The sequence below is a fragment of the Pseudomonas resinovorans NBRC 106553 genome, assembly GCF_000412695.1.
Classification (GTDB): Bacteria; Pseudomonadota; Gammaproteobacteria; order Pseudomonadales; family Pseudomonadaceae; genus Metapseudomonas; species Metapseudomonas resinovorans_A.
This window is the reverse complement of sequence record NC_021499.1, coordinates 3,810,857-3,835,612: the sequence shown is the minus strand read 5'-3', so window position 1 is coordinate 3,835,612 and position 24,756 is coordinate 3,810,857. Positions and strand designations below refer to the sequence as shown.

Annotated in this window: 20 protein-coding genes and 1 pseudogene; 10 read left to right on the top strand and 11 right to left on the bottom strand. The window is 66.7% G+C overall.

Features of this window, described 5'->3' with window-relative positions; genetic code table 11:
* Nucleotides 1–123 precede the first annotated feature (123 nt).
* From PCA10_RS17255 to PCA10_RS17240, 4 genes are all read left to right on the top strand, one after another.
* Nucleotides 124–822 carry a CoA transferase subunit A gene (locus PCA10_RS17255; RefSeq protein ID WP_016493355.1) on the top strand — a complete coding sequence of 233 codons (699 nt, stop codon included), beginning with the start codon at nucleotides 124–126 and terminating at the stop codon, nucleotides 820–822.
* Nucleotides 823–852: 30 nt separating this feature from the next.
* Complete coding sequence (locus tag PCA10_RS17250) at nucleotides 853–1,509, top strand: CoA transferase subunit B (RefSeq protein ID WP_016493354.1); 657 nt, start codon at nucleotides 853–855, stop codon at nucleotides 1,507–1,509.
* A 129-nt stretch (nucleotides 1,510–1,638) separates the two neighbouring features.
* Complete coding sequence (locus PCA10_RS17245) at nucleotides 1,639–2,817, top strand: acetyl-CoA C-acetyltransferase (RefSeq protein WP_016493353.1); 1,179 nt, start codon at nucleotides 1,639–1,641, stop codon at nucleotides 2,815–2,817.
* 351 nt (nucleotides 2,818–3,168) lie between these two features.
* Entirely contained in the window at nucleotides 3,169–4,587 is a 1,419-nt protein-coding gene (locus PCA10_RS17240; RefSeq protein ID WP_041770320.1) for a short-chain fatty acid transporter, read from the top strand.
* A 504-nt stretch (nucleotides 4,588–5,091) separates the two neighbouring features.
* Here the strand turns inward: PCA10_RS17240 and PCA10_RS17235 are convergent.
* From PCA10_RS17235 to PCA10_RS17210, 6 genes are all read right to left on the bottom strand, one after another.
* Entirely contained in the window at nucleotides 5,092–5,997 is a 906-nt protein-coding gene (locus PCA10_RS17235) for a hydroxymethylglutaryl-CoA lyase (RefSeq protein ID WP_016493350.1), read from the bottom strand.
* Between the two features lie 114 nt (nucleotides 5,998–6,111).
* Nucleotides 6,112–8,061 carry an acetyl/propionyl/methylcrotonyl-CoA carboxylase subunit alpha gene (locus PCA10_RS17230; protein ID WP_016493349.1) on the bottom strand — a complete coding sequence of 650 codons (1,950 nt, stop codon included), beginning with the start codon at nucleotides 8,059–8,061 and terminating at the stop codon, nucleotides 6,112–6,114.
* 2 nt (nucleotides 8,062–8,063) lie between these two features.
* The gene (locus PCA10_RS17225) at nucleotides 8,064–8,858 is read right to left on the bottom strand and encodes a gamma-carboxygeranoyl-CoA hydratase (protein ID WP_016493348.1); all 795 of its coding nucleotides are present in this window, start codon (nucleotides 8,856–8,858) and stop codon (nucleotides 8,064–8,066) included.
* A 60-nt stretch (nucleotides 8,859–8,918) separates the two neighbouring features.
* On the bottom strand, nucleotides 8,919–10,526 hold the full coding sequence (locus PCA10_RS17220; RefSeq protein WP_016493347.1) for a carboxyl transferase domain-containing protein: 1,608 nt from the start codon (nucleotides 10,524–10,526) through the stop codon (nucleotides 8,919–8,921).
* A gap of 206 nt (nucleotides 10,527–10,732) precedes the next feature.
* Complete coding sequence (locus tag PCA10_RS17215) at nucleotides 10,733–11,896, bottom strand: isovaleryl-CoA dehydrogenase (protein WP_016493346.1); 1,164 nt, start codon at nucleotides 11,894–11,896, stop codon at nucleotides 10,733–10,735.
* A 43-nt stretch (nucleotides 11,897–11,939) separates the two neighbouring features.
* Nucleotides 11,940–12,338: a MerR family transcriptional regulator gene (locus PCA10_RS17210; RefSeq protein ID WP_016493345.1), complete on the bottom strand. Its 399-nt coding sequence runs from the start codon at nucleotides 12,336–12,338 to the stop codon at nucleotides 11,940–11,942.
* A 221-nt stretch (nucleotides 12,339–12,559) separates the two neighbouring features.
* Here PCA10_RS17210 and PCA10_RS17205 point away from each other — a divergent pair, with 221 nt between their 5' ends.
* The 4 genes from PCA10_RS17205 (at nucleotide 12,560) to qhpG (ending at nucleotide 18,301) form a co-directional block, all read left to right on the top strand.
* On the top strand, nucleotides 12,560–14,467 hold the full coding sequence (locus PCA10_RS17205; protein WP_016493344.1) for a sigma-54-dependent Fis family transcriptional regulator: 1,908 nt from the start codon (nucleotides 12,560–12,562) through the stop codon (nucleotides 14,465–14,467).
* A 154-nt stretch (nucleotides 14,468–14,621) separates the two neighbouring features.
* Complete coding sequence (locus tag PCA10_RS17200; protein WP_016493343.1) at nucleotides 14,622–16,355, top strand: ABC transporter ATP-binding protein; 1,734 nt, start codon at nucleotides 14,622–14,624, stop codon at nucleotides 16,353–16,355.
* A complete protein-coding gene (qhpE, locus tag PCA10_RS17195; protein WP_016493342.1) occupies nucleotides 16,345–17,019 on the top strand; it encodes a subtilisin-like serine protease QhpE in 675 nt (224 codons plus the stop codon). Before PCA10_RS17200 ends, qhpE begins: the two co-directional genes overlap by 11 nt.
* Nucleotides 17,012–18,301, top strand: a complete 1,290-nt coding sequence (gene qhpG, locus PCA10_RS17190) for a flavin-dependent monooxygenase QhpG (protein ID WP_016493341.1) — start codon at nucleotides 17,012–17,014, stop codon at nucleotides 18,299–18,301. The genes qhpE and qhpG overlap by 8 nt, the downstream gene beginning before the upstream one ends.
* Nucleotides 18,302–18,436: 135 nt before the next feature.
* Here the strand turns inward: qhpG and PCA10_RS17185 are convergent.
* Both PCA10_RS17185 and PCA10_RS17180 read right to left on the bottom strand, forming a co-directional pair.
* Nucleotides 18,437–18,646: pseudogene (locus PCA10_RS17185) on the bottom strand (low molecular weight phosphatase family protein); the annotation flags it as partial.
* Between the two features lie 56 nt (nucleotides 18,647–18,702).
* Nucleotides 18,703–19,575, bottom strand: coding sequence for a LysR family transcriptional regulator (locus tag PCA10_RS17180; RefSeq protein ID WP_016493339.1), 873 nt, complete (start codon nucleotides 19,573–19,575; stop codon nucleotides 18,703–18,705).
* A gap of 92 nt (nucleotides 19,576–19,667) precedes the next feature.
* Here PCA10_RS17180 and PCA10_RS17175 point away from each other — a divergent pair, with 92 nt between their 5' ends.
* Nucleotides 19,668–20,693, top strand: a complete 1,026-nt coding sequence (locus PCA10_RS17175) for a YeiH family protein (RefSeq protein WP_041770318.1) — start codon at nucleotides 19,668–19,670, stop codon at nucleotides 20,691–20,693.
* Between the two features lie 56 nt (nucleotides 20,694–20,749).
* Nucleotides 20,750–21,613, top strand: a complete 864-nt coding sequence (locus PCA10_RS17170) for an MBL fold metallo-hydrolase (RefSeq protein WP_016493337.1) — start codon at nucleotides 20,750–20,752, stop codon at nucleotides 21,611–21,613.
* A gap of 208 nt (nucleotides 21,614–21,821) precedes the next feature.
* Here the strand turns inward: PCA10_RS17170 and PCA10_RS17165 are convergent, their stop codons facing one another.
* The 3 genes from PCA10_RS17165 to PCA10_RS17155 form a co-directional block, all read right to left on the bottom strand.
* Nucleotides 21,822–22,079 carry a hypothetical protein gene (locus PCA10_RS17165; protein WP_016492143.1) on the bottom strand — a complete coding sequence of 86 codons (258 nt, stop codon included), beginning with the start codon at nucleotides 22,077–22,079 and terminating at the stop codon, nucleotides 21,822–21,824.
* Nucleotides 22,076–22,543: a BRO-N domain-containing protein gene (locus PCA10_RS17160; RefSeq protein WP_016493336.1), complete on the bottom strand. Its 468-nt coding sequence runs from the start codon at nucleotides 22,541–22,543 to the stop codon at nucleotides 22,076–22,078. Before PCA10_RS17160 ends, PCA10_RS17165 begins: the two co-directional genes overlap by 4 nt.
* A gap of 641 nt (nucleotides 22,544–23,184) precedes the next feature.
* On the bottom strand, nucleotides 23,185–24,555 hold the full coding sequence (locus PCA10_RS17155) for an IS1182 family transposase (RefSeq protein ID WP_041770317.1): 1,371 nt from the start codon (nucleotides 24,553–24,555) through the stop codon (nucleotides 23,185–23,187).
* Nucleotides 24,556–24,756: the final 201 nt, after the last annotated feature.

The window sequence follows — 24,756 nt, the reverse complement described above, 5'->3', positions numbered from 1 at the left end:
TTTGGATTGCTTATTAATTGTTAGGAAAAACAAACTTAACAAATCAGTCTTCGCGGGAGAAGCTCTGCCTCACCCCACGGCGCTATTCCCGCCGCATCCAATAAAGACAAGAGGCGCAACAGCATGAGCGGACTCGACAAACGCGTGAGCTCCTACGAAGAGGCCCTGGACGGCCTGACCGATGACATGACCGTCCTGGCGGGTGGCTTCGGCCTCTGCGGCATCCCGGAGAACCTGATCGCCGAGATCCGCCGTCGTGGCGTCAAGGGCCTCACCGTGGTCTCCAACAACTGCGGCGTCGATGGTTTCGGCCTGGGCGTGCTGCTGGAAGACCGCCAGATTCGCAAGATGATCGCCTCCTACGTCGGTGAAAACGCCCTGTTCGAGAAGCAGCTGCTGTCCGGCGAGCTGGAAGTCGAACTGACCCCCCAAGGCACCCTGGCCGAGAAAATGCGCGCGGGCGGCGCCGGCATCCCGGCCTTCTTCACCGCCACCGGCTACGGCACCCCGATCGCCGACGGCAAGGAAGTACGCGAGTTCGACGGCCGCAAATACATCATGGAACGCGCCATCACCGGCGACTTCGCCATCGTCAAGGGCTGGAAGGCCGACCACTTCGGCAACGTCATCTATCGCCATACCGCGCAGAACTTCAATCCGCTGGTCGCCACCGCCGGTCGCATCACCGTGGTCGAGGTGGAGGAGATCGTCGAGCCGGGCGAACTGGACCCGACGCAGATCCACACCCCCGGTATCTACGTTGACCGTGTCGTTCTCGGCAGCTTCGAGAAGCGCATCGAGAAACGCACCGTCCGCTCCTGATCACGACAAGAAGAATTCGAGGATACCGACATGGCACTGACCCGCGAACAGATGGCCCAACGCGTGGCCCGCGAACTGAAAGACGGCTACTACGTGAACCTGGGTATCGGCATTCCGACCCTGGTGGCCAACTACGTACCTGAAGGCATGGAAGTGATGCTGCAGTCCGAGAACGGCCTGCTGGGCATGGGCGCCTTCCCCACCGAGGACAGCGTCGACGCCGACATGATCAACGCCGGCAAGCAGACCGTCACCGCGGTCAAGGGCGCGTCGATCTTCTCCTCCGCCGAGTCCTTCGCGATGATCCGTGGCGGCCATGTGGACCTGACCGTGCTCGGCGCCTTCGAGGTGGACGTGCAGGGCAACATCGCCTCCTGGATGATCCCCGGCAAGCTGGTCAAGGGCATGGGCGGCGCCATGGACCTGGTGGCCGGTGCCGACAACATCATCGTCACCATGACCCACGCCTCCAAGGACGGCGAGTCCAAGCTGCTGGAGCGCTGCGAGCTGCCGCTGACCGGCGCGGGTTGCATCCGCAAGGTGCTGACCGACCTGGCCTATCTGGAGATCGAGAACGGCGCCTTCATCCTGCGCGAGACCGCGCCAGGCGTGAGCATCGCCGAGATCGCCGAAAAGACCGCCGGCCGCCTCATCGTCCCGGACGATGTGGTTGAAATGACTTTCTGATTACTCTGCCGTCCCGCAGCGGGCCACCACGCATGGCCTGCTCCGGGACGGTTTTTATTTGTTCGGCTTGTTGGGTTTCGTTTCGCTCTGCACCCAGTCACGGCCCAACCCGGCTCAGGAGTTTCAATCATGCAAGACGTCGTAATCGTTGCCGCCACCCGTACCGCCATCGGCTGCTTCCAGGGTGCCCTGGCGAACATTCCCGCCCAGGAACTGGGCGCCGCGGTGATCCGCCAGCTGCTGGCGCAGACCGGCCTGAAAGGCGAGCAGGTGGATGAGGTGATCCTCGGCCAGGTGCTCACCGCAGGCTCCGGCCAGAACCCGGCGCGCCAGGCCGCGATCCTCGCCGGCCTGCCCCACGTCGTGCCGGCCATGACCCTGAACAAGCTCTGCGGCTCCGGCCTCAAGGCCCTGCACCTGGGTATCCAGGCCATTCGCTGCGGCGACGCCGAGGTGATCATCGCCGGTGGCCAGGAAAGCATGAGCCTCTCGCCCTACATCCTCCCGGCGGCCCGTACCGGCATGCGCATGGGCCACGCCAAGGCGCTGGACAGCATGATCCACGACGGCCTGACCGACGCCTTCAACGACTACCACATGGGCGTCACCGCCGAGAACCTGGTGGAGAAGTACGGCCTCACCCGCGAGCAGCAGGACGCCTTCGCCGCCGCTTCCCAGCAGAAGGCCGCCGCCGCCATCGAGGCGGGTCGCTTCAAGGATGAGATCACCCCCATCCTGATCCCGCAGCGCAAGGGCGACCCCGTCGCCTTCGATACCGACGAAGGTCCCCGCGCCGGTACCAGCGCCGAGTCCCTGGCCAAGCTGAAACCGGCCTTCAAGAAGGACGGCAGCGTCACCGCCGGCAACGCCTCCACCCTCAACGACGGCGCCGCCGCCGTGGTCCTGATGAGCGCCGCCAAGGCCGAGGCCCTGGGCCTGCCGGTGTTGGCGAAGATCAAGGCCTACGCCAACTCCGGCGTCGACCCGGCGATCATGGGTATCGGCCCGGTCACCGCCACCCGCCGTTGCCTGGAGAAGGCCGGCTGGAACCTCGACGAACTGGACCTGATCGAAGCCAACGAAGCCTTCGCCGCACAATCCCTGTCCGTGGGCAAGGAGCTGGGCTGGGACATGGCCAAGGTCAACGTCAACGGCGGCGCCATCGCCCTTGGCCACCCCATCGGCGCTTCCGGCTGCCGCGTGCTGGTGACCCTGCTCCACGAAATGCTCAAGCGCGACGCCAAAAAAGGCCTGGCGACCCTCTGCATCGGCGGCGGCATGGGCGTGGCCCTGGCCATCGAACGCTAAGCGATTCGGTCGTAGGGTGGATCACGCTTCACCGATCCACCATCGGCGGCCGGGATGAGCGCCGAATGGTGGAAATAAAAAGCGATTTCCACCCTACGCCTGCACAGCTCCACCCATAACGAGAAACACCCGCGGACCGGCATAGCCGCTACCGCTGCAAGGCCATCACGCACGAGCCCGAGACCGGAAGGTCGACGGCACCCTCAGGCACCACGCTCCGCAAGGGCGTGGCGTTGTCGTTTCAGACGAAAAAGAGGGCACAGACCCTCGCCATTGTTTCAAGACGCAAACTCCCGGCGTCCGGCTCCGGCTGGGCGAATGCCGACAAGAATAAAACTCCCGAGGTAACCGATGGCCACACACGTTCAAGAAAGCCGCTCAGCACGCTTCGCCTTGCGCTGTTCCAACTGGGCGGAACGCTGGTTCCCCGACTCCTGGGTCTTCGCCGCCGTCGCCGTGATGCTGGTGACGGTCGCCGTCCTGGCCATGGGCGCGCCGGCCAGCCAGGCCGCCAAGGCCTTTGGCGACGGCTTCTGGAGCCTGATCCCCTTCACCATGCAGATGGCCTTCGTGGTCATCGGCGGCTATGTGGTCGCCAGCTCCGGCCCGGCCTCGAAGCTGATCGACCTGCTGGCGCGGGTACCCAAGAACGGCCGCTCGGCGGTGTGCTGGGTGGCGCTGATCTCCATGGTCGCGTCGCTGCTGAACTGGGGCCTGTCCCTGGTGTTCGGCGGCCTGCTGGTTCGCGCCTTGGCCCGCCGTGAAGAGCTGAAGATGGACTACCGCGCCGCGGGCGCCGCCGCCTACCTGGGCCTGGGCGCGGTCTGGGCCCTGGGCCTGTCGTCGTCGGCCGCGCAGTTGCAGGCCAACCCGGCCAGCCTGCCGCCGTCGATCCTCGCCATCACCGGCGTCATTCCCTTCACCGAGACCATCTTCCTCTGGCAGTCGGGCGTGCTGTTGCTGGCGCTGATGGTGGTGTCCCTGGTCATCGCCTACATGACCGCGCCCAGCGCCGCCAGCGCCCGTGACGCCAAGGCCTGCGGCATCGACCCGAGCTTCACCGCGCCGCCGCAGGTCAAGCCGACCCGTCCGGGCGAATGGCTGGAGCACAGCCCGCTGCTGATCATCCTGCTGGTGGCGCTGGCCGCGGGCTGGCTGGTCCAGGAATTCGCCAGCAAGCCGGCGATCACCGCGATTTCCGGGCTGAACACCTACAACCTGCTGTTCATCATGCTGGGCGCGCTGTTGCACTGGCGCCCGCGCAGCTTCCTCGATGCCGTGGCCCGTGCGGTGCCCACCACCACCGGGGTGCTGATCCAGTTCCCGCTCTACGGTTCCATCGCCGCCATCATGACCACGGTCAACGGCAGCGGTGGCCAGACCCTGGCCCACCACATCTCCACCTTCTTCGTGCAGATCGCCACCCACGACACCTACGCGCTGCTGATGGGCGTGTACTCGGCGGTACTGGGCTTCTTCATCCCGTCCGGTGGCGGCAAGTGGATCATCGAGGCGCCCTACGTGATGCAGGTGGCCAACGAGCTGGAGTTCCACCTGGGCTGGGCGGTGCAGATCTACAACGCCGCCGAGGCGCTGCCGAACCTGATCAACCCCTTCTACATGCTGCCACTGCTGGGCGTGCTGGGCCTGAAGGCGCGCGACCTGATCGGCTTCTCCTTCGTCCAGTTGCTGGCGCACATCCCGCTGGTGCTGGTGCTGCTCTGGGCCCTGGGGCGGACGCTGGAGTTCGTTCCGCCGGTCATGCCGTGAGGAACCGGTAGGTTGGGCTGAGCTCCGCGAAGCCCAACGCATCGGTGCCGTTCTGGGGGCCTTTGCGTTGGGCCGCGCTGCGCTTGGCCCAACCTACGACTGCTGGAGTTCGTTCCGCCGGTCATGCCCTGAGGAACCCGTAGGTTGGGCTGAGCTTCGCGAAGCCCAACGCATCGGCGCCGTTCTGGGTCCTTTGCGTTGGGCCGCGCTGCGCTTGGCCCAACCTACGACTGCTGGAGTTCGTTCCGCCGGTCATGCCCTGAGGAACCCGTAGGTTGGGCTGAGCTTCGCGAAGCCCAACGCATCGGCGCCGTTCTGGGGACCTTTGCGTTGGGCCGCGCTGTGCTTGGCCCAACCTACGACTGCTGGAGTTCGTTCCGCCGGTCATGCCGTGAGGAACCGGTAGGTTGGGCTGAGCTCCGCGAAGCCCAACGCATCGGTGCCGTTCTGGGGGCCTTTGCGTTGGGCCGCGCTGCGCTTGGCCCAACCTACGATTGCAGAACCTCAGCCGCGACTCGCGAGGATCGCCCTGGCCACCCGCGAGCCGTTCTCCTTGCCCAGCACCGCGCAGATGCGCTGGCCGGCGGCGGCCAGTTGGTCGATGTCGATGCCGGTCTGGATGCCCAGGCCGTTGAGCAGGTAGAGCACGTCCTCGGTGGCGACGTTGCCGGTGGCGCCCTTGGCGTAGGGGCAGCCGCCGAGGCCGGCGACCGAGCTGTCGAACACCGCGACGCCTTCCAGCAGGCTGGCGTACACATTCGCCACGGCCTGGCCGTAGGTATCGTGGAAGTGGCCGGCGAGGCGGTCGCGGGGTACGCGGGTGCCCACCACATTGATCAGGTGGCGGGTGGCGCCAGCGGTGCCGGTGCCGATGGTGTCGCCCAGGGACACTTCATAGCAGCCCATGGCATACAGCTCGGCGGCGACGCTGGCCACCTGCTCGGCGGGCACCTCGCCCTCGTAGGGGCAACCCAGCACGCAGGAGACATAGCCGCGCACGCTGATGCCGTGGGCCTTGGCCGCCTCCATCACCGGAACGAACCGCTCCAGGCTCTCGGCAATGGAGCAGTTGATGTTCTTCTGCGAGAAGGATTCGGACGCGGCGGCGAACACCGCCACTTCCTTCACCCCGGCTTCCACCGCGGCTTCGAAACCCTTCAGGTTCGGCGCCAGCCCGGCGTAGGTGACCCCCGCCTTGCGCTGGATCTGCGCGAACACCTCGGCGGAGCCAGCCATCTGCGGCACCCACTTGGGCGAGACGAAACTGCCGACTTCGACATAGCCGAGGCCGGCGGCGGTGAGGTCGTCCACCAGGCGTACCTTGTCGGCCACGCTGATGGGTTGCTTCTCGTTCTGCAGGCCGTCGCGGGGGCCGACTTCGACCAGGCGGACCTTCTTGGGAATCGTCATTGCGTCATCTCTCAAATTCGCTGCCGTTCAGGGCCGTAGGATGGGTTGAGCGAAGCGATACCCATCAACATCGCGATGGGTATCGCAGGCTCAACCCATCCTACGTAAAGCCGATCACGCGTTGATCTCTTCCAGCTCCACCAGGGCGGTGCCTTCGTTGACCAGCTCGCCTTCGCTGCAATACAGCGCCTTGACCACGCCGTCGTGGGGCGCGCGGATGCTGTGTTCCATCTTCATGGCTTCGAGCACCACCAGGGCGGTGCCGGCTTCCACTTTCTGCCCGGCTTCCACCAGGACACGCACGATACTGCCGTTCATGGGCGCCGTCAGCCCGCCGTGGTGGGCGTGGCTGGCTTCGACTTCCTCGATCGGGTCGACGCGCTCGACGGTGCGCAGCTCGCCGGCCCACTCCAGGTACAGGGTCTCGCCACGGCGGATCGCCAGGTGCTGGCGGCGCAGGCCGTCCTGCTCCAGGGTGACGCGTTCGCCCTTGAGCTGGATGGGGCTGGCGGCCGTACCGCGCAGGCGGATCACCTGGCGCTCGTCGCCGCAGGCCAGGTGCAGGTCGGTGGCGCTGGGCAGGCCGGCGCGCCAGCCGCTGTTGCCGCTCCAGGGCGAGTGCGGGTCGTCGCCGCGCACGCGGGCGGCCTCGCTCTGGCGGAAGGCTTCACCAGCCACCTGCCAGAAGGTCGGGGGCAGGGCGGCCGGGGCGGGCAGCAGCTGTTCCTGGTGGCGACCGATGAAGCCGGTGTCCAGTTCGGCGTCGGCGAAGGCCGGGTGGGCCAGCACGCGACGCAGGAAGGCCAGGTTGGTCTTGAAGCCGCCCACGGCGGTTTCGTCGAGCATGGCCAGCAGGCGCTGGCGGGCTTCCTCGCGGTTCTCGCCCCAGGCGATCAGCTTGGCCAGCATGGGGTCGTAGAAGGGCGATACCTCGTCGCCTTCGGCAACCCCGCTGTCCACCCGGCGGCCGGGGCCGGCGCTGGCTTCGCGGTAGAGGGCCAGGCGGCCGCTGGCGGGCAGGAAGTCCTGGTCCGGGTCTTCGGCATACAGGCGCACTTCGATGGCGTGGCCGATCAGCGGCACCTGCTCCTGGGTGATGGGCAGGGCCTCGCCACGGGCCACGCGGATCTGCCAGGCCACCAGGTCGAGGCCGGTGATGGCTTCGGTGACCGGGTGCTCCACCTGCAGGCGGGTGTTCATCTCCATGAAGAAGAAGTCGCCGCGCGAATCCAGCAGGAATTCCACGGTGCCGGCGCCCACGTACCCGATGGCCTGGGCCGCACGCACGGCGGATTCGCCCATGGCGCGGCGCAGTTCCGGGGACAGGCCCGGTGCAGGCGCTTCCTCCACCACCTTCTGGTGGCGGCGCTGGATGGAGCAGTCGCGCTCGTTGAGGTAGAGGCAGTTGCCGTGGCTATCGGCGAACACCTGGATTTCCACGTGGCGCGGCTTGAGAACGTACTTCTCCACCAGCATGCGCGAGTCGCCGAAGGCGGACTGGGCTTCACGCTGGGCGGAGGCCAGGGCCTCGGCCAGTTCGCTTTCGCGCTCGACCACCTTCATGCCCTTGCCGCCACCACCGGCAGCGGCCTTGAGCAGCACCGGGTAGCCGATGCGCTCGGCGGCGTCGCGGAAGGTTTCGATGTCCTGGGCCTCGCCGTGGTAGCCGGGCACCAGGGGTACGCCGGCGGCTTCCATCAGGGCCTTGGCGGCGGACTTGCTGCCCATGGCGTCGATGGCGGTGGCCGGCGGGCCGAGGAAGAGCAGGCCGGCATCGGCGATGGCGCGGGCGAAGCCGGCGTTCTCCGAGAGGAAGCCATAGCCGGGGTGGATGGCCTGGGCACCGCTGGCCTTGGCCGCGGCGATCAGCTTGTCCACCAGCAGGTAGCTTTCCGCCGGCTTGGCACCGCCCAGGTCCACGGCCACATCGGCTTCGCGCACATGGCGGGCGTTGCGGTCGATGGCGCTGTGCACGGCCACGGTACGGATACCCAGGGCCTTGGCGGTACGCATCACGCGGCAGGCGATCTCGCCACGGTTGGCGATCAGCAGGGTGGTGATCATGGTTATTGCTCCTGCCAGGACGGTTTGCGTTTCTCCAGGAAGGCGCGCAGGCCCTCCTGGCCTTCGGCGCTCACGCGGATGCGGGCGATGGCGCTTTCGGTGTAGCGGCGCAGATTGGGGCTGAGGACGCCGCTGCCGACTTCCCGCAGCAGGTCCTTGGTGGCGCTCATGGCCTGCGGGCTGTTCTGCAGCAGGTTGGCGGTCCAGCCGCTGAGGGCTTCGTCCAGTTCCTCGGCCGGGTAGCACTCGGCGAGCAGGCCCAGTTCGCGGGCGCGTTCACCGCTGAAGCGTTCGGCGGTCATGGCGTAGCGGCGCGCGGCGCGCTCGCCGATGGCCTGGACCACGAAGGGGCTGATCACCGCCGGGGCCAGGCCGATGCGTACTTCGGAGAGGGAGAACTGCGCGTCGACGGCGCCGATGGCCATGTCGCAGCAACTGATCAGGCCCAGGGCACCGCCAAAGGCCGCACCCTGCACCACGGCCAGGGTCGGCACCTTGAGGTGGTAGAGGTTGTACATCAGCTCGGCCAGCTCGCGGGAATCGTCGAGGTTGGCGTTGTAGTCGAGCTTCGCGGATTCCTGCATCCAGGCCAGGTCCGCGCCGGCGGAGAAGTGCCGGCCACGGCCACGGAGGATGAGGAAGCGAACCTTGCCATGGTCCTTGACGGCGTCCAGGGCGAGGATCAGTTCGCGGATCATCCCGGCGTTGAAGGCGTTGTTCTTCTCCGGGCGGTTGAGCCAGAGGGTGGCGACGCCGTTGGCGGCGATGTCCAGTTGCAGGGTGGTGAAGTCGGTCATAGCGGCTCCGGGGACAATGGGTTCGACTCCCTCTCCCAGAGGGAGAGGGGAGTTGCATGCTTACATCCGGAACACGCCGAAGGTGGTCCGCTCGATCGGGGCGTTGAGGCTGGCCGACAGCGCCAGGCCGAGCACGTCGCGGGTCTGCGCCGGGTCGATCACGCCGTCGTCCCAGAGCCGCGCGCTGGAGTAGTAGGCATGGGCCTGGCGCTCGTACTGCTCGAGGATCGGCTGCTTGATGCGCGCTTCGTCTTCGGCGCTCAGGGTGTGGCCGGCGCGTTCGCTCTGTTCGCGCTTGACCTGGGTGAGCACGCCGGCGGCCTGTTCGGCGCCCATCACGCCGATCCGCGCGTTGGGCCACATCCACAGGAAGCGCGGGTCGTAGGCCCGGCCGCACATGCCGTAGTTACCGGCACCGAAGCTGCCGCCGATGATCACGGTGAACTTCGGCACCTTGGCGCAGGCCACGGCGGTCACCAGCTTGGCGCCGTGCTTGGCGATGCCGCCTTCCTCGTACTTCTTGCCCACCATGAAGCCGGTGATGTTCTGCAGGAACAGCAGCGGGATGCCACGCTGGCAGGCCAGTTCGATGAAGTGCGCGCCTTTCTGCGCGGCTTCGGCGAAGAGGATGCCGTTGTTGGCGAGGATGGCGATGGGGTAGCCGTGCAGGTGGGCGAAGCCGCACACCAGGGTGGTACCGAACAGGGCCTTGAATTCGTCGAACTCGGAGTCGTCCACCAGGCGGGCGATGACTTCGCGCACGTCGAAGGGCTGCTTGGCGTCGGCCGGGATCACCCCGTACAGCTCGTCGCTGGCGTAGCGCGGGGCGAGCGGGGCGCGCAGGTTCAGTTCGCCGGCCTTGCGCCAGTTGAGGTTGGCGATGCTGCGGCGGGCCAGGGCCAGGGCGTGCTCGTCGTTCTCGGCGTAATGGTCGGCCACGCCGGAGACCTTGCAGTGCACGTCGGCGCCGCCCAGTTCCTCGGCGGTCACCACCTCACCGGTGGCGGCCTTCACCAGCGGCGGGCCGGCGAGGAAGATGGTGGCCTGGTTGCGCACCATGATGGTCTCGTCGCTCATCGCCGGCACATAGGCGCCACCGGCGGTGCAGGAGCCCATCACCACGGCTATCTGCGGGATGCCCAGGGCGCTCATGTTGGCCTGGTTGAAGAAGATCCGCCCGAAGTGCTCGCGGTCCGGGAACACCTCTTCCTGGCGCGGCAGGTTGGCGCCGCCCGAATCCACCAGGTAGATGCAGGGCAGGCGGTTCTGCTGGGCGATGGTCTGGGCGCGCAGGTGCTTCTTCACCGTCAGCGGGTAGTAGGAGCCGCCTTTCACCGTGGCGTCGTTGGCCACGATCATGCACTCCACGCCTTCCACACGGCCGATGCCGGCCACCACGCCGGCGGCGGGCACGTCTTCGCCGTAGACCTCGAAGGCGGCCAGCTGGCCGATTTCAAGGAAGGGCGAGCCGGGGTCCAGCAGGCGGTTGATGCGCTCGCGAGGCAGCAGCTTGCCGCGCGAGGTGTGGCGTTCCTGGGCCTTGGCGCCGCCGCCTTCATGGATGCGGCCGAGCAGGCTGTGCAGGGCGCCGACCTGGTCGAGCATCGCCGCGCTGTTGCCGGCGAACTCCGGGGAACGGGTATTGATCTGGGTATGCAGGATGGCCATAGACGCCTCTTTGTTCTTTTCCCCCTCTCCCATTGGGGCGAGGAGGCACGTTCTGGAAGCACCGCTTCCTGGGCCTTCGAGCGCCAGAGCGCATAGCGTTCTGGCAGGGGCGCAGAGCGGGGCCGGGGTGAGGGAGGCCGGTCGGCGCGTCCCTCATCCGCCCTACGGGCACCTTCTCCCAGAGGGAGAAGGGATTGTTCAGCGGGTCACTTGGTCTCGTTGAACAGCTCGCGGCCGATCAGCATGCGGCGGATCTCGCTGGTGCCGGCGCCGATCTCGTAGAGCTTGGCGTCGCGCAGCAGGCGGCCGGCCGGGTACTCGTTGGTGTAGCCGTTGCCGCCCAGCAGCTGGATGGTGTCCAGGGCCATCTTGGTGGCCATCTCGGCGGTGTAGAGGATCACCGCGGCGGCGTCCTTGCGCGATTCCTCGCCGCGGTCGCAGGCCTTGGCCACGGTGTAGAGGTAGGACTTGGAGGCGTTCATGCCGGCGTACATGTCGGCCAGCTTGCCCTGCACCAGCTGGAACTCGCCGATGGACTGCTTGAACTGCTGGCGCTCGTGCACGTAGGGCAGCACCACGTCCATGCAGGCGCTCATGATCCCGGTCGGGCCGCCGGAAAGCACGGTACGTTCGTAGTCCAGGCCGCTCATCAGCACGGCCGCGCCACGGCCTTCGGCGCCGAGGATGTTCTCCTCCGGCACCTCGACGTCCTCGAACACCAGTTCGCAGGTGTTGGAGCCGCGCATGCCCAGCTTGTCCAGCTTCTGGTGGCGGGAGAAGCCCTTGAAGTCGCGCTCGACGATGAACGCGGTCATGCCGCGCGAGCCGGCGTTGACGTCGGTCTTGGCGTAGATCACGTAGGTGTTGGCGTCGGGGCCGTTGGTGATCCACATCTTGTTGCCGTTGAGGATGTAGCGGTCGCCTTTCTTGTCGGCGCGCAGCTTCATCGACACCACGTCGGAGCCTGCGTTGGGCTCGCTCATGGCCAGGGCGCCGACGTGTTCGCCGGAGCACAGCTTGGGCAGGTACTTGGCCTTCTGCTCGTGGGTGCCGTTCTTGCGGATCTGGTTCAGGCACAGGTTCGAGTGGGCGCCGTAGGACAGGCCGACCGAAGCGGACGCGCGGCTGATCTCCTCCATCGCCACCACGTGGGCCAGGTAGCCCATGTTGGTGCCGCCGTACTCTTCTTCCACGGTCATGCCCAAGAGGCCCATGTCGCCGAACTTGCGCCACATGTCCATGGGGAACTCGTTGTCGCGGTCGATCTGCGCGGCGCGCGGGGCCAGTTCGGCCTGGGCGAACTGGTGGACGGAATCGCGCAGCATGTCGATGGTCTCGCCGAGACCGAAGTTGAGAGTGGGATAGCTCATGCTTACACCTGTGCTTGTCTTTGTCGGTGAGTGGGGGAGGGGATCAGGCACTGATTCCCTGTTTGCGTTCGGTCTCGGCCATGGCCGCCAGGCAGCGTTCCTCGGCCGTATCCAGTTCCAGCTGCATCTGCTGGATGTCCAGCAGTTGCTGTTCGAGTTGCGCGCGGCGCGCGGCGATCTTGTCCATGAAGGTCTGCAGCTGCTTGCGGTTGCCGCTGGACGGGTCGTAGAGGTCGATCAGTTCCTTGCACTCGGCCAGGGAGAAGCCGATGCGTTTGCCGCGCAGGATCAGCTTCAGCGCCACCAGGTCCTTCGGGCTGTAGATGCGCTCCTGGCCACGGCGCTCGGGGCTGAGCATGCCTTGCTCCTCGTAGAAGCGAATGGCGCGGGTGGTGACATCCAGTTCGCGGGCGAGGTCGGAGATGCTGTAGGTGGTGGACATGGTCGGGGCTCGTGGCTGTGTTTACCTTTACGTTAACGTAAACCTGTGCCAACCTGACTGTCAACTCCGCGCAGGGTTGTCGGGCGACGGCCGGGATGGCCTGATACTTGCTGCCCGTGGCGCGGTTGGCTCGCTCTTTACGGACGTGGGCCGGGGGTGTAGACATTCAGGGCGTGCGACTTGACCGCCGGCCCATGCCGGGGCGCACGTTGGAGCGAGAGATGGCGCAAGACATTCGAATAAAAGCCGCTGCCGATCCTTTGCACGAATCGCGGCAGCACCGCCTCAAGCTGGCCAGCGAGGGCGAGCTGCCCCAAGGCGTGCTGCGCGACGAGATCGACGCCTCATGGCGGCGCAGCCTGGGCTATGGCCTCAATTGCCTGGAAGGCGAGCAGGTGGGCCTTGCGCAGAACCACGACCTGCAGCTGCTGCTGAACCACAACCGCCTGCTGATCGACGCCGCGACCCCGGAACTGGAATACCTGGTCAGCCAGCAGGGCAAGGGCGGCCTGATCATCCTCGGCGACGCCCAGGCCAACGTCCTGGCCATCGAAGGCCAGACCGAATACCTCAAGAGCTTCGGCCTGCGCGACCTGCGCCTCGGCAGTTGCTGGAGCGAGGCCATCCGCGGCACCAACGCCATCGGCACGGCGGTGGTCGAAGGCCGTCCCACCCTGATCAACTGCGGCGAGCACTACCTCGACCGCCTCAGCCCGTTCTCCTGCACCTCGGTGCCCCTGCGCGATCCCCAGGGCAAGGTGGTGGGCGTGCTCGACCTGACCCGCGAAGGCGTCATGGCCCAGCCCCAGGACAACCTGTCGACCCTGATGCTGGCGGCCGGCAATATCGAAAGCCGCATGTTCGGCCTCTGCTACCCGGACCACCTGGTCCTGGCCTTCCACAATCGCCCGCAGTACCTCGGCAGCGCCTGGCACGGCCTGTTGGCCCTGAGCCTGGACGGCGAGGTGCTGGCCGCCAACGACCGCGCCTGCGACCTCCTGCAGATGCGCCGCGAAGCCCTGGTGGGCCGGCGCTCCAGCGACCTGCTCGGCGAGCGTTCGCCGCAATTCATCGCCCGCCTGCTGCAGGGCGGGGTGAGCAGTACCCAGACCGCCAAGGGCGAGTTCTATTTCCGCTCCCTGCAGGTGCCCCGGCATACCAGCCTGGTGACCACGGCGCCGGCGGCCAAGGCCCCTGCCGCGCAGAAGCCCCAGGTGCTGGAAGAACTGGCCGGCCGCGACAGCCGCTTCGCCCGCGCCCTGCGCATGGCCCGCCAGGGCCTGGCCAACGAGCTGCCGGTGTTGCTGCTGGGCGAGACCGGCACCGGCAAGGAAGTGGTGGCCCGCGCCCTGCACCAGTCCGGCCCGCGCGCCGACAAGCCCTTCGTGGCGGTGAACTGCGCGGCCATTCCCGAGGGCCTGATCGAGTCCGAACTCTTCGGCTACCGCGAAGGTGCCTTCACCGGTTCGCGCCGGGGCGGCATGGTCGGGCGGCTGATGCAGGCCCACGGCGGTACCCTGTTCCTCGACGAGATCGGCGACATGCCGCTCTCCCTGCAGGCCCGCCTGCTGCGGGTGCTGCAGGAGCGCAAGGTGGCGCCGCTGGGCGCCGGCGAAGAACAGGACATCGACGTGGCGGTGATCTGTGCCACCCACCGCGACCTCAAGCGCCTGGTGCAGGACATGCACTTCCGCGAAGACCTCTACTACCGCATCAACGGCGTCAGCCTGCGCCTGCCGGCCCTGCGCGAGCGCGACGACCTGGCGGCGATGATCGGCAGCGTGCTGCACAAGTTCGGCGCCACCGACGTCAGCCTCGACAAGGACCTCACCGAGCTGCTGGCCGGCTACGACTGGCCGGGCAACATCCGCCAGCTGGAAATGGTCCTGCGCTCGGCCCTGGCCATGCGCGAGGAGGGCGAGAAGGTGCTCGGCCTGGATCACCTCACCGACAGCCTGCTGGACGACCTGACCGCCAGTTGCCGCCAGCCCGGCAGCATCCGCGAGAACGAACTGGAGCTGATCCGCAGCGCGCTGGACCGCCACCAGGGCAATGTATCGGCCGCCGCCGACTCCCTCGGCATCAGCCGCGCCACCCTTTACCGCAAGCTGAAGCAACTACGTGGATGAACCGATTCCATGTAGGGGCGAACATGCCTGGTAGGGGCGAATTCATTTGCCAATGGCAACGCAGTTGCCCCCGGATATCCATGGGCATGCCTGCGGCCTGCTTGGCGAATGAATTCGCCCCTACAGTGTTTCGATACGTCCTGGTTGCCATTTGATGACCCGCCTCTTCCTCAAGCTGGTGGAAACCAGCGACCCCGACCTGCTGCGCCGCGCCCTGGCCTGGCTCTACGGCTTCGTCCGGCCGCAGCTGCGGGCCATCCTGGTATTGCTCGGCCTGTCGTTCTGCGCCTCGATGCTGGTGCTGGCCCAGCCCTGGCTGACCAAGACCCTGATCGACGACGGCCTGCTGGCCAAGGACTTCGGCACCCTGGTGCAGGTGGCGGTGGCGATGATCGCCGTCGGCATCCTCGGCACCGTGCTGTCGGGTATCAACCGCTACCTGCACACCCGGCTCTCCGGGCGCATCCTCTTCGCCCTGCGCGATGACCTCTACCGTCACCTGCAGCAGCTCTCGCCGGCCTTCTACGGGCGCAAGCGCATCGGCGACATCCTCTCGCGGCTGGACGGCGACGTGGCGGAGATCCAGCGCTTCGCCGTGGACTCGCTGTTCTCGGCGGTCTCCAGCGTCATCGGCCTGATCGGCGCGGTGACCCTGATGCTGTTGCTGTCCTGGCAGCTGTCACTGCTGCTGGCGGTGCTGATTCCCATCGAGGTGCTCTGGCTGCGCTGGATGCGGCGCAAGGTGGAGCGCGAGGTGCGCAGCCTGCGCGAGCGCTCGGCGGACGTGTCGTCCTTCCTGGTGGAAACCCTGCCGGCGATGAAATTCATCCAGGCCGCCGGCCAGCAGCAACGCGAATCCCGCCGCCTGGAGCGCCTCGGGCAGGGCTACATGAGCCAGTTGCTGCGGGTGCAGCTCACCGAATTCTTCACCCAGGCCGTGCCCGGCACCCTGACCTCGCTGTCCCGCGCCTGTGCCTTCCTCATCGGCGGCTACTGGGTGATCCAGGGCACCTGGCAACTGGGCGCGCTGATCGCCTTCTCCACCTACCTGGGCATGGCCGTGGGGCCGGTGCAGAGCCTGCTGGGCCTGTACGTGGCCATGCAGCGCATGACGGTCAGCCTTGGCCGGGTCATGGAGCTGCAACAGGAACCGGTGCCGGTGCAGCAGCCCGACGCGCCCAGACCCATGCCGGAGGGCAGGGGAGAGCTGCGCTTCGAAGGCGTGCACTTTGCCCACGAGCAGCGTGCCGGTGGCGTGCTGCTCGGGGTGGACGCCCGCATTCCGGCTGGTCTCAAGGTGGCCATCAGCGGCGCCTCCGGTGTCGGCAAGTCGACCCTGATCGACCTGCTGCAACGCTTCTACGACCCGGACCAGGGCCGTGTCCTGCTGGACGGCGCCGACCTGCGCGAACTGGACCTCTTCGCCCTGCGCCGGCGCATCGCCGTGGTCAGCCAGGACATCGTTCTGTTCCGTGGCACCCTGGCCGAGAACCTCGCCTACAGCGCCCCCGAGGCCAGCCGCGAAGCCCTGGAGCAGGTGGCCCGCCTGGCGCGCCTGGACGGCCTGATCGAGTCCCTGCCGCTGGGCCTGGACAACCCCATCGGCGAACGCGGCCAGCAGCTCTCCGGCGGCCAGAAGCAGCGCATCGCCATTGCCCGCGCGCTGCTGCAGGACCCGCTGATCCTGGTGCTGGACGAAGCCACCTCGGCGGTGGACGAAGCCACCGAGCGCGAGGTGATCGCGGCCATCGACCAGCTCTTCGCCGGGCGCACGCGCATCCTCATCAGTCACCGACCCTCCACCCTGGCCCAGGCCGATATCGCCTTCCGCCTGGAGCAGGGCCAATTGCACAGCCTGGAAGCCGAACAGGTGAACCATGGCCAATGAACTCGCCATCGGCGTCATCGACAGCGGCTTCGCCCCACAGCAGGGCGGCGCCGTCGCCCTGGCCCGGCGCTTCTGGCTGGACGATGGCGAACTGCGCGACGGCGACCCCCAGCCTGACGTCCTCGGCCACGGCAGCCTGGTGCTCGACACCCTGACCCGCCAGGCCGGTCCACTGCGCCTCTGCGTGGCCCAGGTGTTCGGTGAGCGTTGGCAGACCAGCCCGCTGCAAATCGCCGCCGCGCTGCACTGGCTGGTGGAGCAGGACGTGGCCCTGGTCAACATGAGCCTCGGCCTGCGCAACGACCGCCCGGTGCTGCGCGAGGCCTGTGCCCTGGCCCAGACCGCCGGCATCCTGCTCTGCGCCTCCAGCCCGGCCCAGGGCGAGCCGGTCTACCCGGCCAGCTATCCGGGCGTGATCCGGATCACCGGCGATGCCCGTTGCGCGCCGGGGCAGTGGTCCTGGCTGAACAGCCCCCAGGCCGATTTCGGCGCCCACGTGACCGCCGCCAACGGCGTGGCCGGCTCCAGCGTGGGCTGCGCGGCCCTCTCCGGCCTGATCGCCGGCTTCCTGCGCGAGCACCCCGGCGCCGGCCGCGAGGCGGTGTTGCAGTGGCTGCAGCAAGGCGCCGCCTTCGTCGGCCGGGAGCAGCGTGGCCGTGACTGAAATCCTCATCCTCGGCGCCGGCCCGGCCGGTGCGGCGGTGGCCCTGGGGCTCAAGCGCCTGGGCTATGGCGTGCGGGTGGTCAGCGAATGGCGACGTTTCGCGGCGGTGGAGGGCGTGTCCCAACGGGTGCTGGACGGCCTGCGCCAGGCCGGCCTGAAACGTGCCCTGGCGTGTGCCGCCGCGCCCTCGCCACGGCGCGTGCAGTGGAACGGCGACGGCCAGTCGATCAACCAGGAATGCCTGCTGGATCGCCCGCAGTTCGACGCGGCCATCCGCGAGGACCTCCGCGACGCCGGCATCGAGGTAGTGGAAGCCCGCGTGCTGCGGGTGGAAAGCACCGGCGACGGGCATCTGATCCATCTCGACCAGGGCGAGCCCCTGCGCGCTGGCTTTCTCGTCGAAGCCCGTGGCCGTTCGGCGCCGCTCGCCGGTGGCCGCCTGCGCGGTCCGGAAACCCTCAGCCTGCTCAACCAATGGCAGGAGCAACCGGGCCAGCCCGGCTCGGCGGTGGAAAGCCTGGCCGATGGCTGGGCCTGGATGGCGCGGCTGGCCGATGGCCGTTGTTACTGGCAGATCACCCAGGATGCCGGGGGCCTGCCGCCCAAGGAACAACTAGCCGATTACTGCGCCCAGCGTCGCGGCGAGTCGGCGCTGGTGCGCGAACTGTTCGGCGAAGCCGCCCTGCAACCGGCCAGCCTGCACGCCCGCAGCAGCACCGCTATCCTTTTCCATGAAGCCAGCGGCCCCAACTGGCTGCGGGTAGGGGACGCCGCCATGGCGGTGGACCCGCTGTCCGGCAATGGCATCTTCCAGTCCCTGTCCTCGGCCCTGCAGGCACCGGCGGTGATCATCACCCTCCTGCAGCGGCCGGAGCGGGCCGAGCTGGCCCGGCGCTTCCACCAGCGCCGGGTGGAGCACCTGTTCCTGCGTTTCGCCCGCACCGGGCGGGACTTCTACGCCCTGGAACAGCGCTGGCCCGAACAACCTTTCTGGCGCGATCGCCGCACCTGGCCGGACGCCGAGCCCATGCACGCGGCGGCGGATTTCAGCCAATTAAGGGTGGAGCGGGCGCCGGTAATCCACGGCGACGGGATCGAGGAAGCCGAGGTGGTGGTCACCGCCGACCAGCCCCTGGGCATCTGGCACCTGCAAGGCATCGAACTGGCGCCCATCGTCCGCGCCCTGCAACGCGGCGAACTCACTCAGGCCCTGGCCGCCCTCCCGGAGCAACCCCGGCGCATGGTGCAGGGCTGGCTCCTGGCCCAGGGCTACCGCCCCTGAGAAACGAAAAGCCCCGCGCGAGCAGGGGCGGGGCTTTTCGTACCACGGATGAAGCTGATCCTTCAGCTGAGATCCACTTTGCTTCCTGGTGCGTGAAAGATTCGTGAAGCCCTGCGGGTCGCCGTCGTCAGCTACTCAGAGAGCGCCGATGCGATCCAGCTCGCGCTTGAGTTCGTCGCGGCCGAGACGGTCGAAGGGCAGGTCGAGGAAGGCTTTGCAGCGCCGCTCCACATGCGCCAGGGTGGCGCGGAACGCGGCGTCCAGGGCAGCTTCGTCAGCCACCACCTCGGATGGGTCTTCCAGTCCCCAATGGGCTTTCAACGCCGGGCCGAAATACACCGGACAGGGTGCAGGCCCCTCCCGGATTGCATCCGGGCTACCGGGCGAGGAGACGGCTCGGGCTACAGGAAATCCAGGAAGCGCCTGAGCCCCCGGGTCGGCTGTTTGTCCTGGTGGATGGCGCGATAGAACACGCGCTTCAGCGGGCCGCTGGGGGAGGGCAGGGTGCAGAGCTGTCCGAGGGCGAGCTCGCCACGGACCGTGAGCCGGGATACGCAGGCAATGCCCGCGCCGGCGATCACGCAGCGCTTGATCGCCTCGCCATCGGAAACCTCCAGCAGCTGGCGCGGGCTGCCCAGCCAGGGACCGATCAGGTGCTCCAGCATACTGCGGGTGCCCGAGCCCGGCTCGCGCATGATCCAGCGCGCGCCCGCCAGTTCCTCGGCCGTTGGCTGCTTCAGCCTGGACAGCGGGTGGCTTGGTGCTGCGATCAGTACCAGTTCATCTTCCAGCCAGGGCCGTACATCGATGTCCGGGTGCTGCACCGGCCCTTCCACGAAGGCCACGTCGACCGTGAAGTTGCACAGTGATTCGACGATGCGTTCGGTGTTCTCCACCTTCAGTTCGAGGCGGCTGTCCGGCTCGGCCTCGAGAAAGGCCGCCAGTTTCTCCGGCAACAGGTAGCCGCCAATGGTGGTGCTGGCACCGATGCGCAGGTGGCAGGCGAGCTGCTGCTGGAAGAGCGATTCCACCTCCTGGGCGCCTTCCAGGGTGGCCTGTGCATGGGGGTACAGGCGACGGCCGTGCTCGTTCAGGACCAGGCGCTTGCCGTGGCGATCGAACAGGCGCGTCCCCAGCTGATGCTCCAGGTCCTGCAAGGACATGCTCGCCGCCGACTGGGTGAGGCTGAGTTCCTTGCTGGCGCGGGTGACGCTGCCCAGATCGGCGATCGCCACGAAGGTGGCGAGTTGGCGAAGGGTAATGCGGCATTGCATATCAGCATTCCTGATATGACCAATCAGAATAGGTCGCTTCGTTCAGGTTATATGGCAGGGCAACCTTGCGCTACCACAAGCGAGGTATCGCCATGCTAGTCCTGAGTAGCTCTGAACGTTCGCCTTTCGTCCTCTTCACCGGCATCGCGGCCAGCTTCCTGCTGGCCGGCCTGGCGCTCTGGCTCTCGACGACTTCGGCGTTGCACGGCACGGGCTTTGGCGCGCTGACCCTGGCCATGCTGCTGGGCTTGCTGGCCGGGAACCTTGTGCCCGGGCGCATCCACGACGCACTCGAAGCCGGCCTGCAGTTCTGCAAGCAGCCGGTACTGCGCTTCGGCGTCGCGCTCTATGGCCTGCGCCTGACCGTCCAGCAGGTCCAGGCGCTGGGGGTACAGGCCTTCGTCATCGATGCCGTGCTGATCCTGTCCACCATCACACTAGCGATCTGGCTGGGTACGCGGGTGCTGCGTCTTGAGCGCGAGACCGCGATCCTGATCGGTGCCGGCCATGCCATCTGCGGCGCCGCTGCCGTGCTCGCCAGTGCCGGGATGGTGAAGGGGCGCAATGACCAGGTGGCCATCGCCATCGCCTGCGTGGTGCTGTTCGGCACCCTCGGCATGCTGCTCTATCCCTGGCTGTTCGCCATCGCGCCGACGCTGTTCGGCGACAGCCATGGCTTTGGCGTCTTCACCGGCGCGACCTTGCACGAAGTGGCCCAGGTGGTAGCCGCCGGCCAGGCCATGGACCCGCAGGCAGCCGAAGCGGCCATTGTCGCCAAACTGATCCGCGTGCTGCTGCTGGCGCCTTTCCTGCTGGGGCTGGGGGTCTGGCTGTCCCGTCGCAGCGTGCCAGGCGGCGCGACGGCCAAGGTCAAGGTGCCGCTCTTCGTCATCGGCTTCGTCGCCTGCATGTTGCTCAACTCCTGGCTGCCCATGCCCCAGGACGTGCAGCGGATGCTGATCGGCGCGGATGACCTGCTGCTGGCCGCCGCCATGGGCGCCCTCGGTTTCAGTACCCGCCTCACCGACCTGCGCAAGGCGGGTCTCAAACCCCTGCTGTTGGCCTTCGCCCTGACCGCCCAATTGATGCTCCTCGGCGGTGTGCTGAGTTTGATCTGATCGAAGGTGGCCAGCCCAGGGAGGAGGCTGGCACCTGTAGTAATGAGGTAGAAATTGTGACACGTCGTCTTTCCGTTCTGGCCGGCCGCCTGCGCAAGCTGGATGGCGGCAGCATGTTCGGCAGCCTGCCGCGCCAACGTTGGTCCGACTGCATCGAGCCCGACGCGGAAAACCAGATCGGCCTTGCCTCGCGTGTCCTGCTGGTGCAGGAGCCCGGTCGCAATGTGCTGATCATGGCGGGCAGCGAGCCCTTGCTCGCGCCGGTGCCCAGGACCTGCCGGTGCCAGCCGCAGCCGCTGGGTCTGCTCGACAGCCTGGCGCAGCGCGGGCTGGACGAGCACGACATCGATGTCGTGATCCTGACCCACGTCCATGCGCTGCTGCCGCCCGACGTGCGCAGCGCCTTCCAGGCCGGGGACCCGCCGCGGCTCCTGTTTCCCGGGGCGAGCTACGTCACGGGCGCGCGCCAGTGGTCCCGAGCGTTGCGCCCCCATCCCCGCGACCGCGCCTGGTTCGTGCCACAGCTCCTCGACCAGCTCGAAGAAAGCGGTCGCCTGAAGCTGGTGGAGGACTCCGCAAGCGGCGTGCTGGGGGAGGGCTGGCGATTCCACGTCAGCGATGGCTACACGCCGGGCCAGCTCCTGCCGGAACTGGAGATGCCCGGTGGGCCTGTGGTGTTCGCGGGTGATCTCATTCCCGGCCTGCATTGGCTGGAGCTGGACGTGACCACCGCCTTCGACCGCAATCCCGAATGCCTGATCGAAGAGAAGGAGCGCCTGCTGGACCATCTGGTGGCCACGGGCGGCCGCCTGCTGCTGGCCCGCGACCCGGCCGTCGCGCTGGCGAAAGTTACCCGCGACCGGCAATCACGCTACTACGCGTTCGACCAGCATGGCTGCCTGGATCGCTGCGAAATCTGAGCGCCAACAGATCCACTCCCGGATTCCATCCGGGCTAGGTCCAGGCCTGGGTAAAACTCTCATCCGTAGGAGCGAGCTCTGCTCGCGATGACCCCCGCGCCAAACTCACCCCAAGCCTGTAGGGGCGAATTCATTCGCCAAGGGCAACCCGTTGCCCCAACAAAACAAAGGCCCCTCTCCCAACCCGGAAGAGGGGCCCCACCACAGCTCAACTCACATCCAATCCAACGGCAATTTCTGGCCTCTTCATTAACTGACCGAAATCCTCCTGATTGCTGCGGGCGAGATGAATCACCGCCTCCATCAACATGCCTTCCCGGTAGTAATTGAGATAAGCCCCGGGAACGCAGGGCCGCAATGTGGCGTTGTCCAGCAGGATCTCCGCCAGCACCTGCACGATCTCCAGGCGCGAATCCAGCCGGTTCACCAACTCCCGCAGCCGGCGTTCTTCAAGCTCCTCGGTCATACCGACACCTCCTTGCCGCTCGCCATAAAGGCCGGCAAATCCCGCCAGGCCACCCACACCTCACCCTGCCAGCGCACGACACCAATCAGCCGACCCTCAACGCTCAGGTTCTCCCGACGCGGCGCCGCATCAGGTACCCGGTGGTAGTCATGCAGCGTCGGCACCAGCACCGCGTTCAGCCAGCGGCCCACCTCGCCGTGCTTTGGCTTGCCGAACTGGAACAGCGCCCGGTACGCGCCGATATCGCTGATGACGGTGACCTCTTCGTGGAAGTCGTGGCTGTAGCCGAGGCAGAAGGTTTTCTGCTCGTGAGGCTCCAGGGCCTGGAGCACGGGTTGGGCATCGGAAAGGCCAATCAACCACGCGAAGTCATGGGCGACGAACCAGGGCTGGTTGTCGACCATCACTGCGCGCAGGCGTTGGTGGTGGTGATAGAAAACGATTGGGGTATATGCGTCGTGCATGGTGGTACTCCTGGACAAGTTAAGGAGCTACCGCCATCCGCTGTCAGTCGAAGGGCGGCAGACCGCGCGGGGTTGACAGACCGGGTCCAGAGACCGGCAGATCGCGAGGATCTCCCCACGCGATCTGCCATTGGGCAGTGCAGTTAAAAACTGCATGCGTACCAGGGCCTGCAAAGAACGTCCGCCGTTCTTCGCATGCACCTTGCGGCGCAATCGCGCCTGGACTACGAGCTGTCAAACCCGGCCACGGGATTGACCGTGACGGAGGGGACACTAGCCAGGGCGCGCGTAGGGCCTCAAGGCTAATGGGTTGTAGGAAAGTTCTCTGTAGGACAGGGAAAAGCCAGGCGGAAATATCTGTAGGACCAGGCCGTGCGGACGGCGCTTTGACGCTGGCCAGTCGGTGCTTTCGTGTTTTGGCTGGGTATCGAGTAGCGGCTTCTGACCGATTTATGTGGATTGAAAATGGCTGCTATCGGCCGATTCTGTTGAAAAAGGCGGTTCTGCGGCAGCCAGTCGGCCAGGCGCGCCAGCGTTCGAAGTGGCTGCAAGCCACTTCACATTGCCTTTCGGCCTTTCACTGAGCGTCCGGGCTCAGGTTTGTGGGTTAATTCGAGGGTTTCTGCTCGCCACAGGCGTACCTATCCCCTAAGCGGTGGCCCGTGAGGCATGAGCTTGGCCATGCGTCGCAGGTTTTGCACCGTCGCGGCCAAGGTGAATTCGTCGGTGGCGCCGGTCAGGCCACGCAGCCGTAAACGGTCGAGTTTCATGATCCGTTTGAGGTGGGCGAACAGCATCTCCACCTTCTTGCGCTCGCAGCGAGAGACGAGGTACTCCGGTGTCTTGGCGATGCGTCGAGCTACGTCGCGAGCAGCCTCATGGATACTGCGGACGATCTTCCGATTCGGCGTATTGGGACAGCACTTGGCTTTCAGCGGGCAGGTGGCGCAGTCGGCTTGGCTGGACCGATAGATGATCGTGTTGGCCTTGGTCACCCGCGTTCTCTGTTGGGTAAAGGCGCGCCATTCACTGCGTAGCGGTTTGCCGGCTGGGCAGCGGTATTCCTTGGCCTCCTGATTCCAGTGAAAGTCGTTGCTGGAGAGGCTGTCGTCCTTGCGTTCGGTCTTGTCCCACACCGGCACATGCGGCTCGATGTCCTTTTCCTCGACCATCCAGGCCAACATCGGGGCGGTGCCGTACGCGGTATCGCCGATCAGGCGTTCCGGTGTGAGATCGAACTGTGCTTCGACGCGCTCGACCATCGTTTTGGTCGACTCGACTTCGGCAGTCCGATGCGCCGGGGTGGCTTCCACATCCAGGATCACGCCGTGCTCGGTGTAGATGAGGTAGTTGGTAGCGTAGGCAAAGTAAGCCGGGCCGCCTGGCGCGGCAGTCCAACGCGCCTGTGGGTCGGTGAGCGACATCTTCTTGGGCAGGGCTTCGGCCAGCGCTTCCTCATCGAGGGCTTCGAGGTACTCGCGCACGGCGCGGCTGCTGAGCGCCGGATCGCGCCAGTCGACTTCATCGCCCGCCACCCCACGTTGCCGGCTGGCATCCGCCTTGATGATGCTGGCGTCGACGGCGAAGCCTTCCCCCTTGACCAGGCCCGCCGCCATGCAGCGCCGCAGCACCTCATTGAACAACCAGCGGAACAGACCGCTGTCACGGAAGCGGCCGTGGCGATTCTTCGAGAAAGTCGAGTGATTGGGCACTTCGTCTTCCAGGCCCAGCCGGCAGAACCAGCGATAGGCCAGGTTCAGGCGCACCTCTTCGCATAGCCGTCGCTCGGAACGGATGCCGTAGCAGTAGCCGACCACCAGCATGCGCACCATCAACTCCGGGTCAATCGAGGGGCGTCCGATGGGGCTGTAGAAGTCGGCCAAGTGAGTACGCAGGTCGCTGAGATCCAGGCACTGATCGATGCTGCGCAGGAGGTGTTGAGGCGGGACGTGCTCTTCCAGATTGAACGCGTAGAACAGGCGCGCCTGTCCTCCCGATAACCGTCCCATCATGCTGCTTGCCCCCACGCTCGCTGAGCTTGCGATTGTGCCGGCGGCATGGGGCGGCAGCCACTTTTTCAACAGAATCGGCCAATTGCGGACGCTGAAAGCTCGCAGACATCGCTCCATTGCGGGTGTTGGTTCCCTATGGCGGGAACACACTTTTCCAGGAAGAGGAGCCGACTAGCAGCAGGTTCGCACTGAGATCGGACT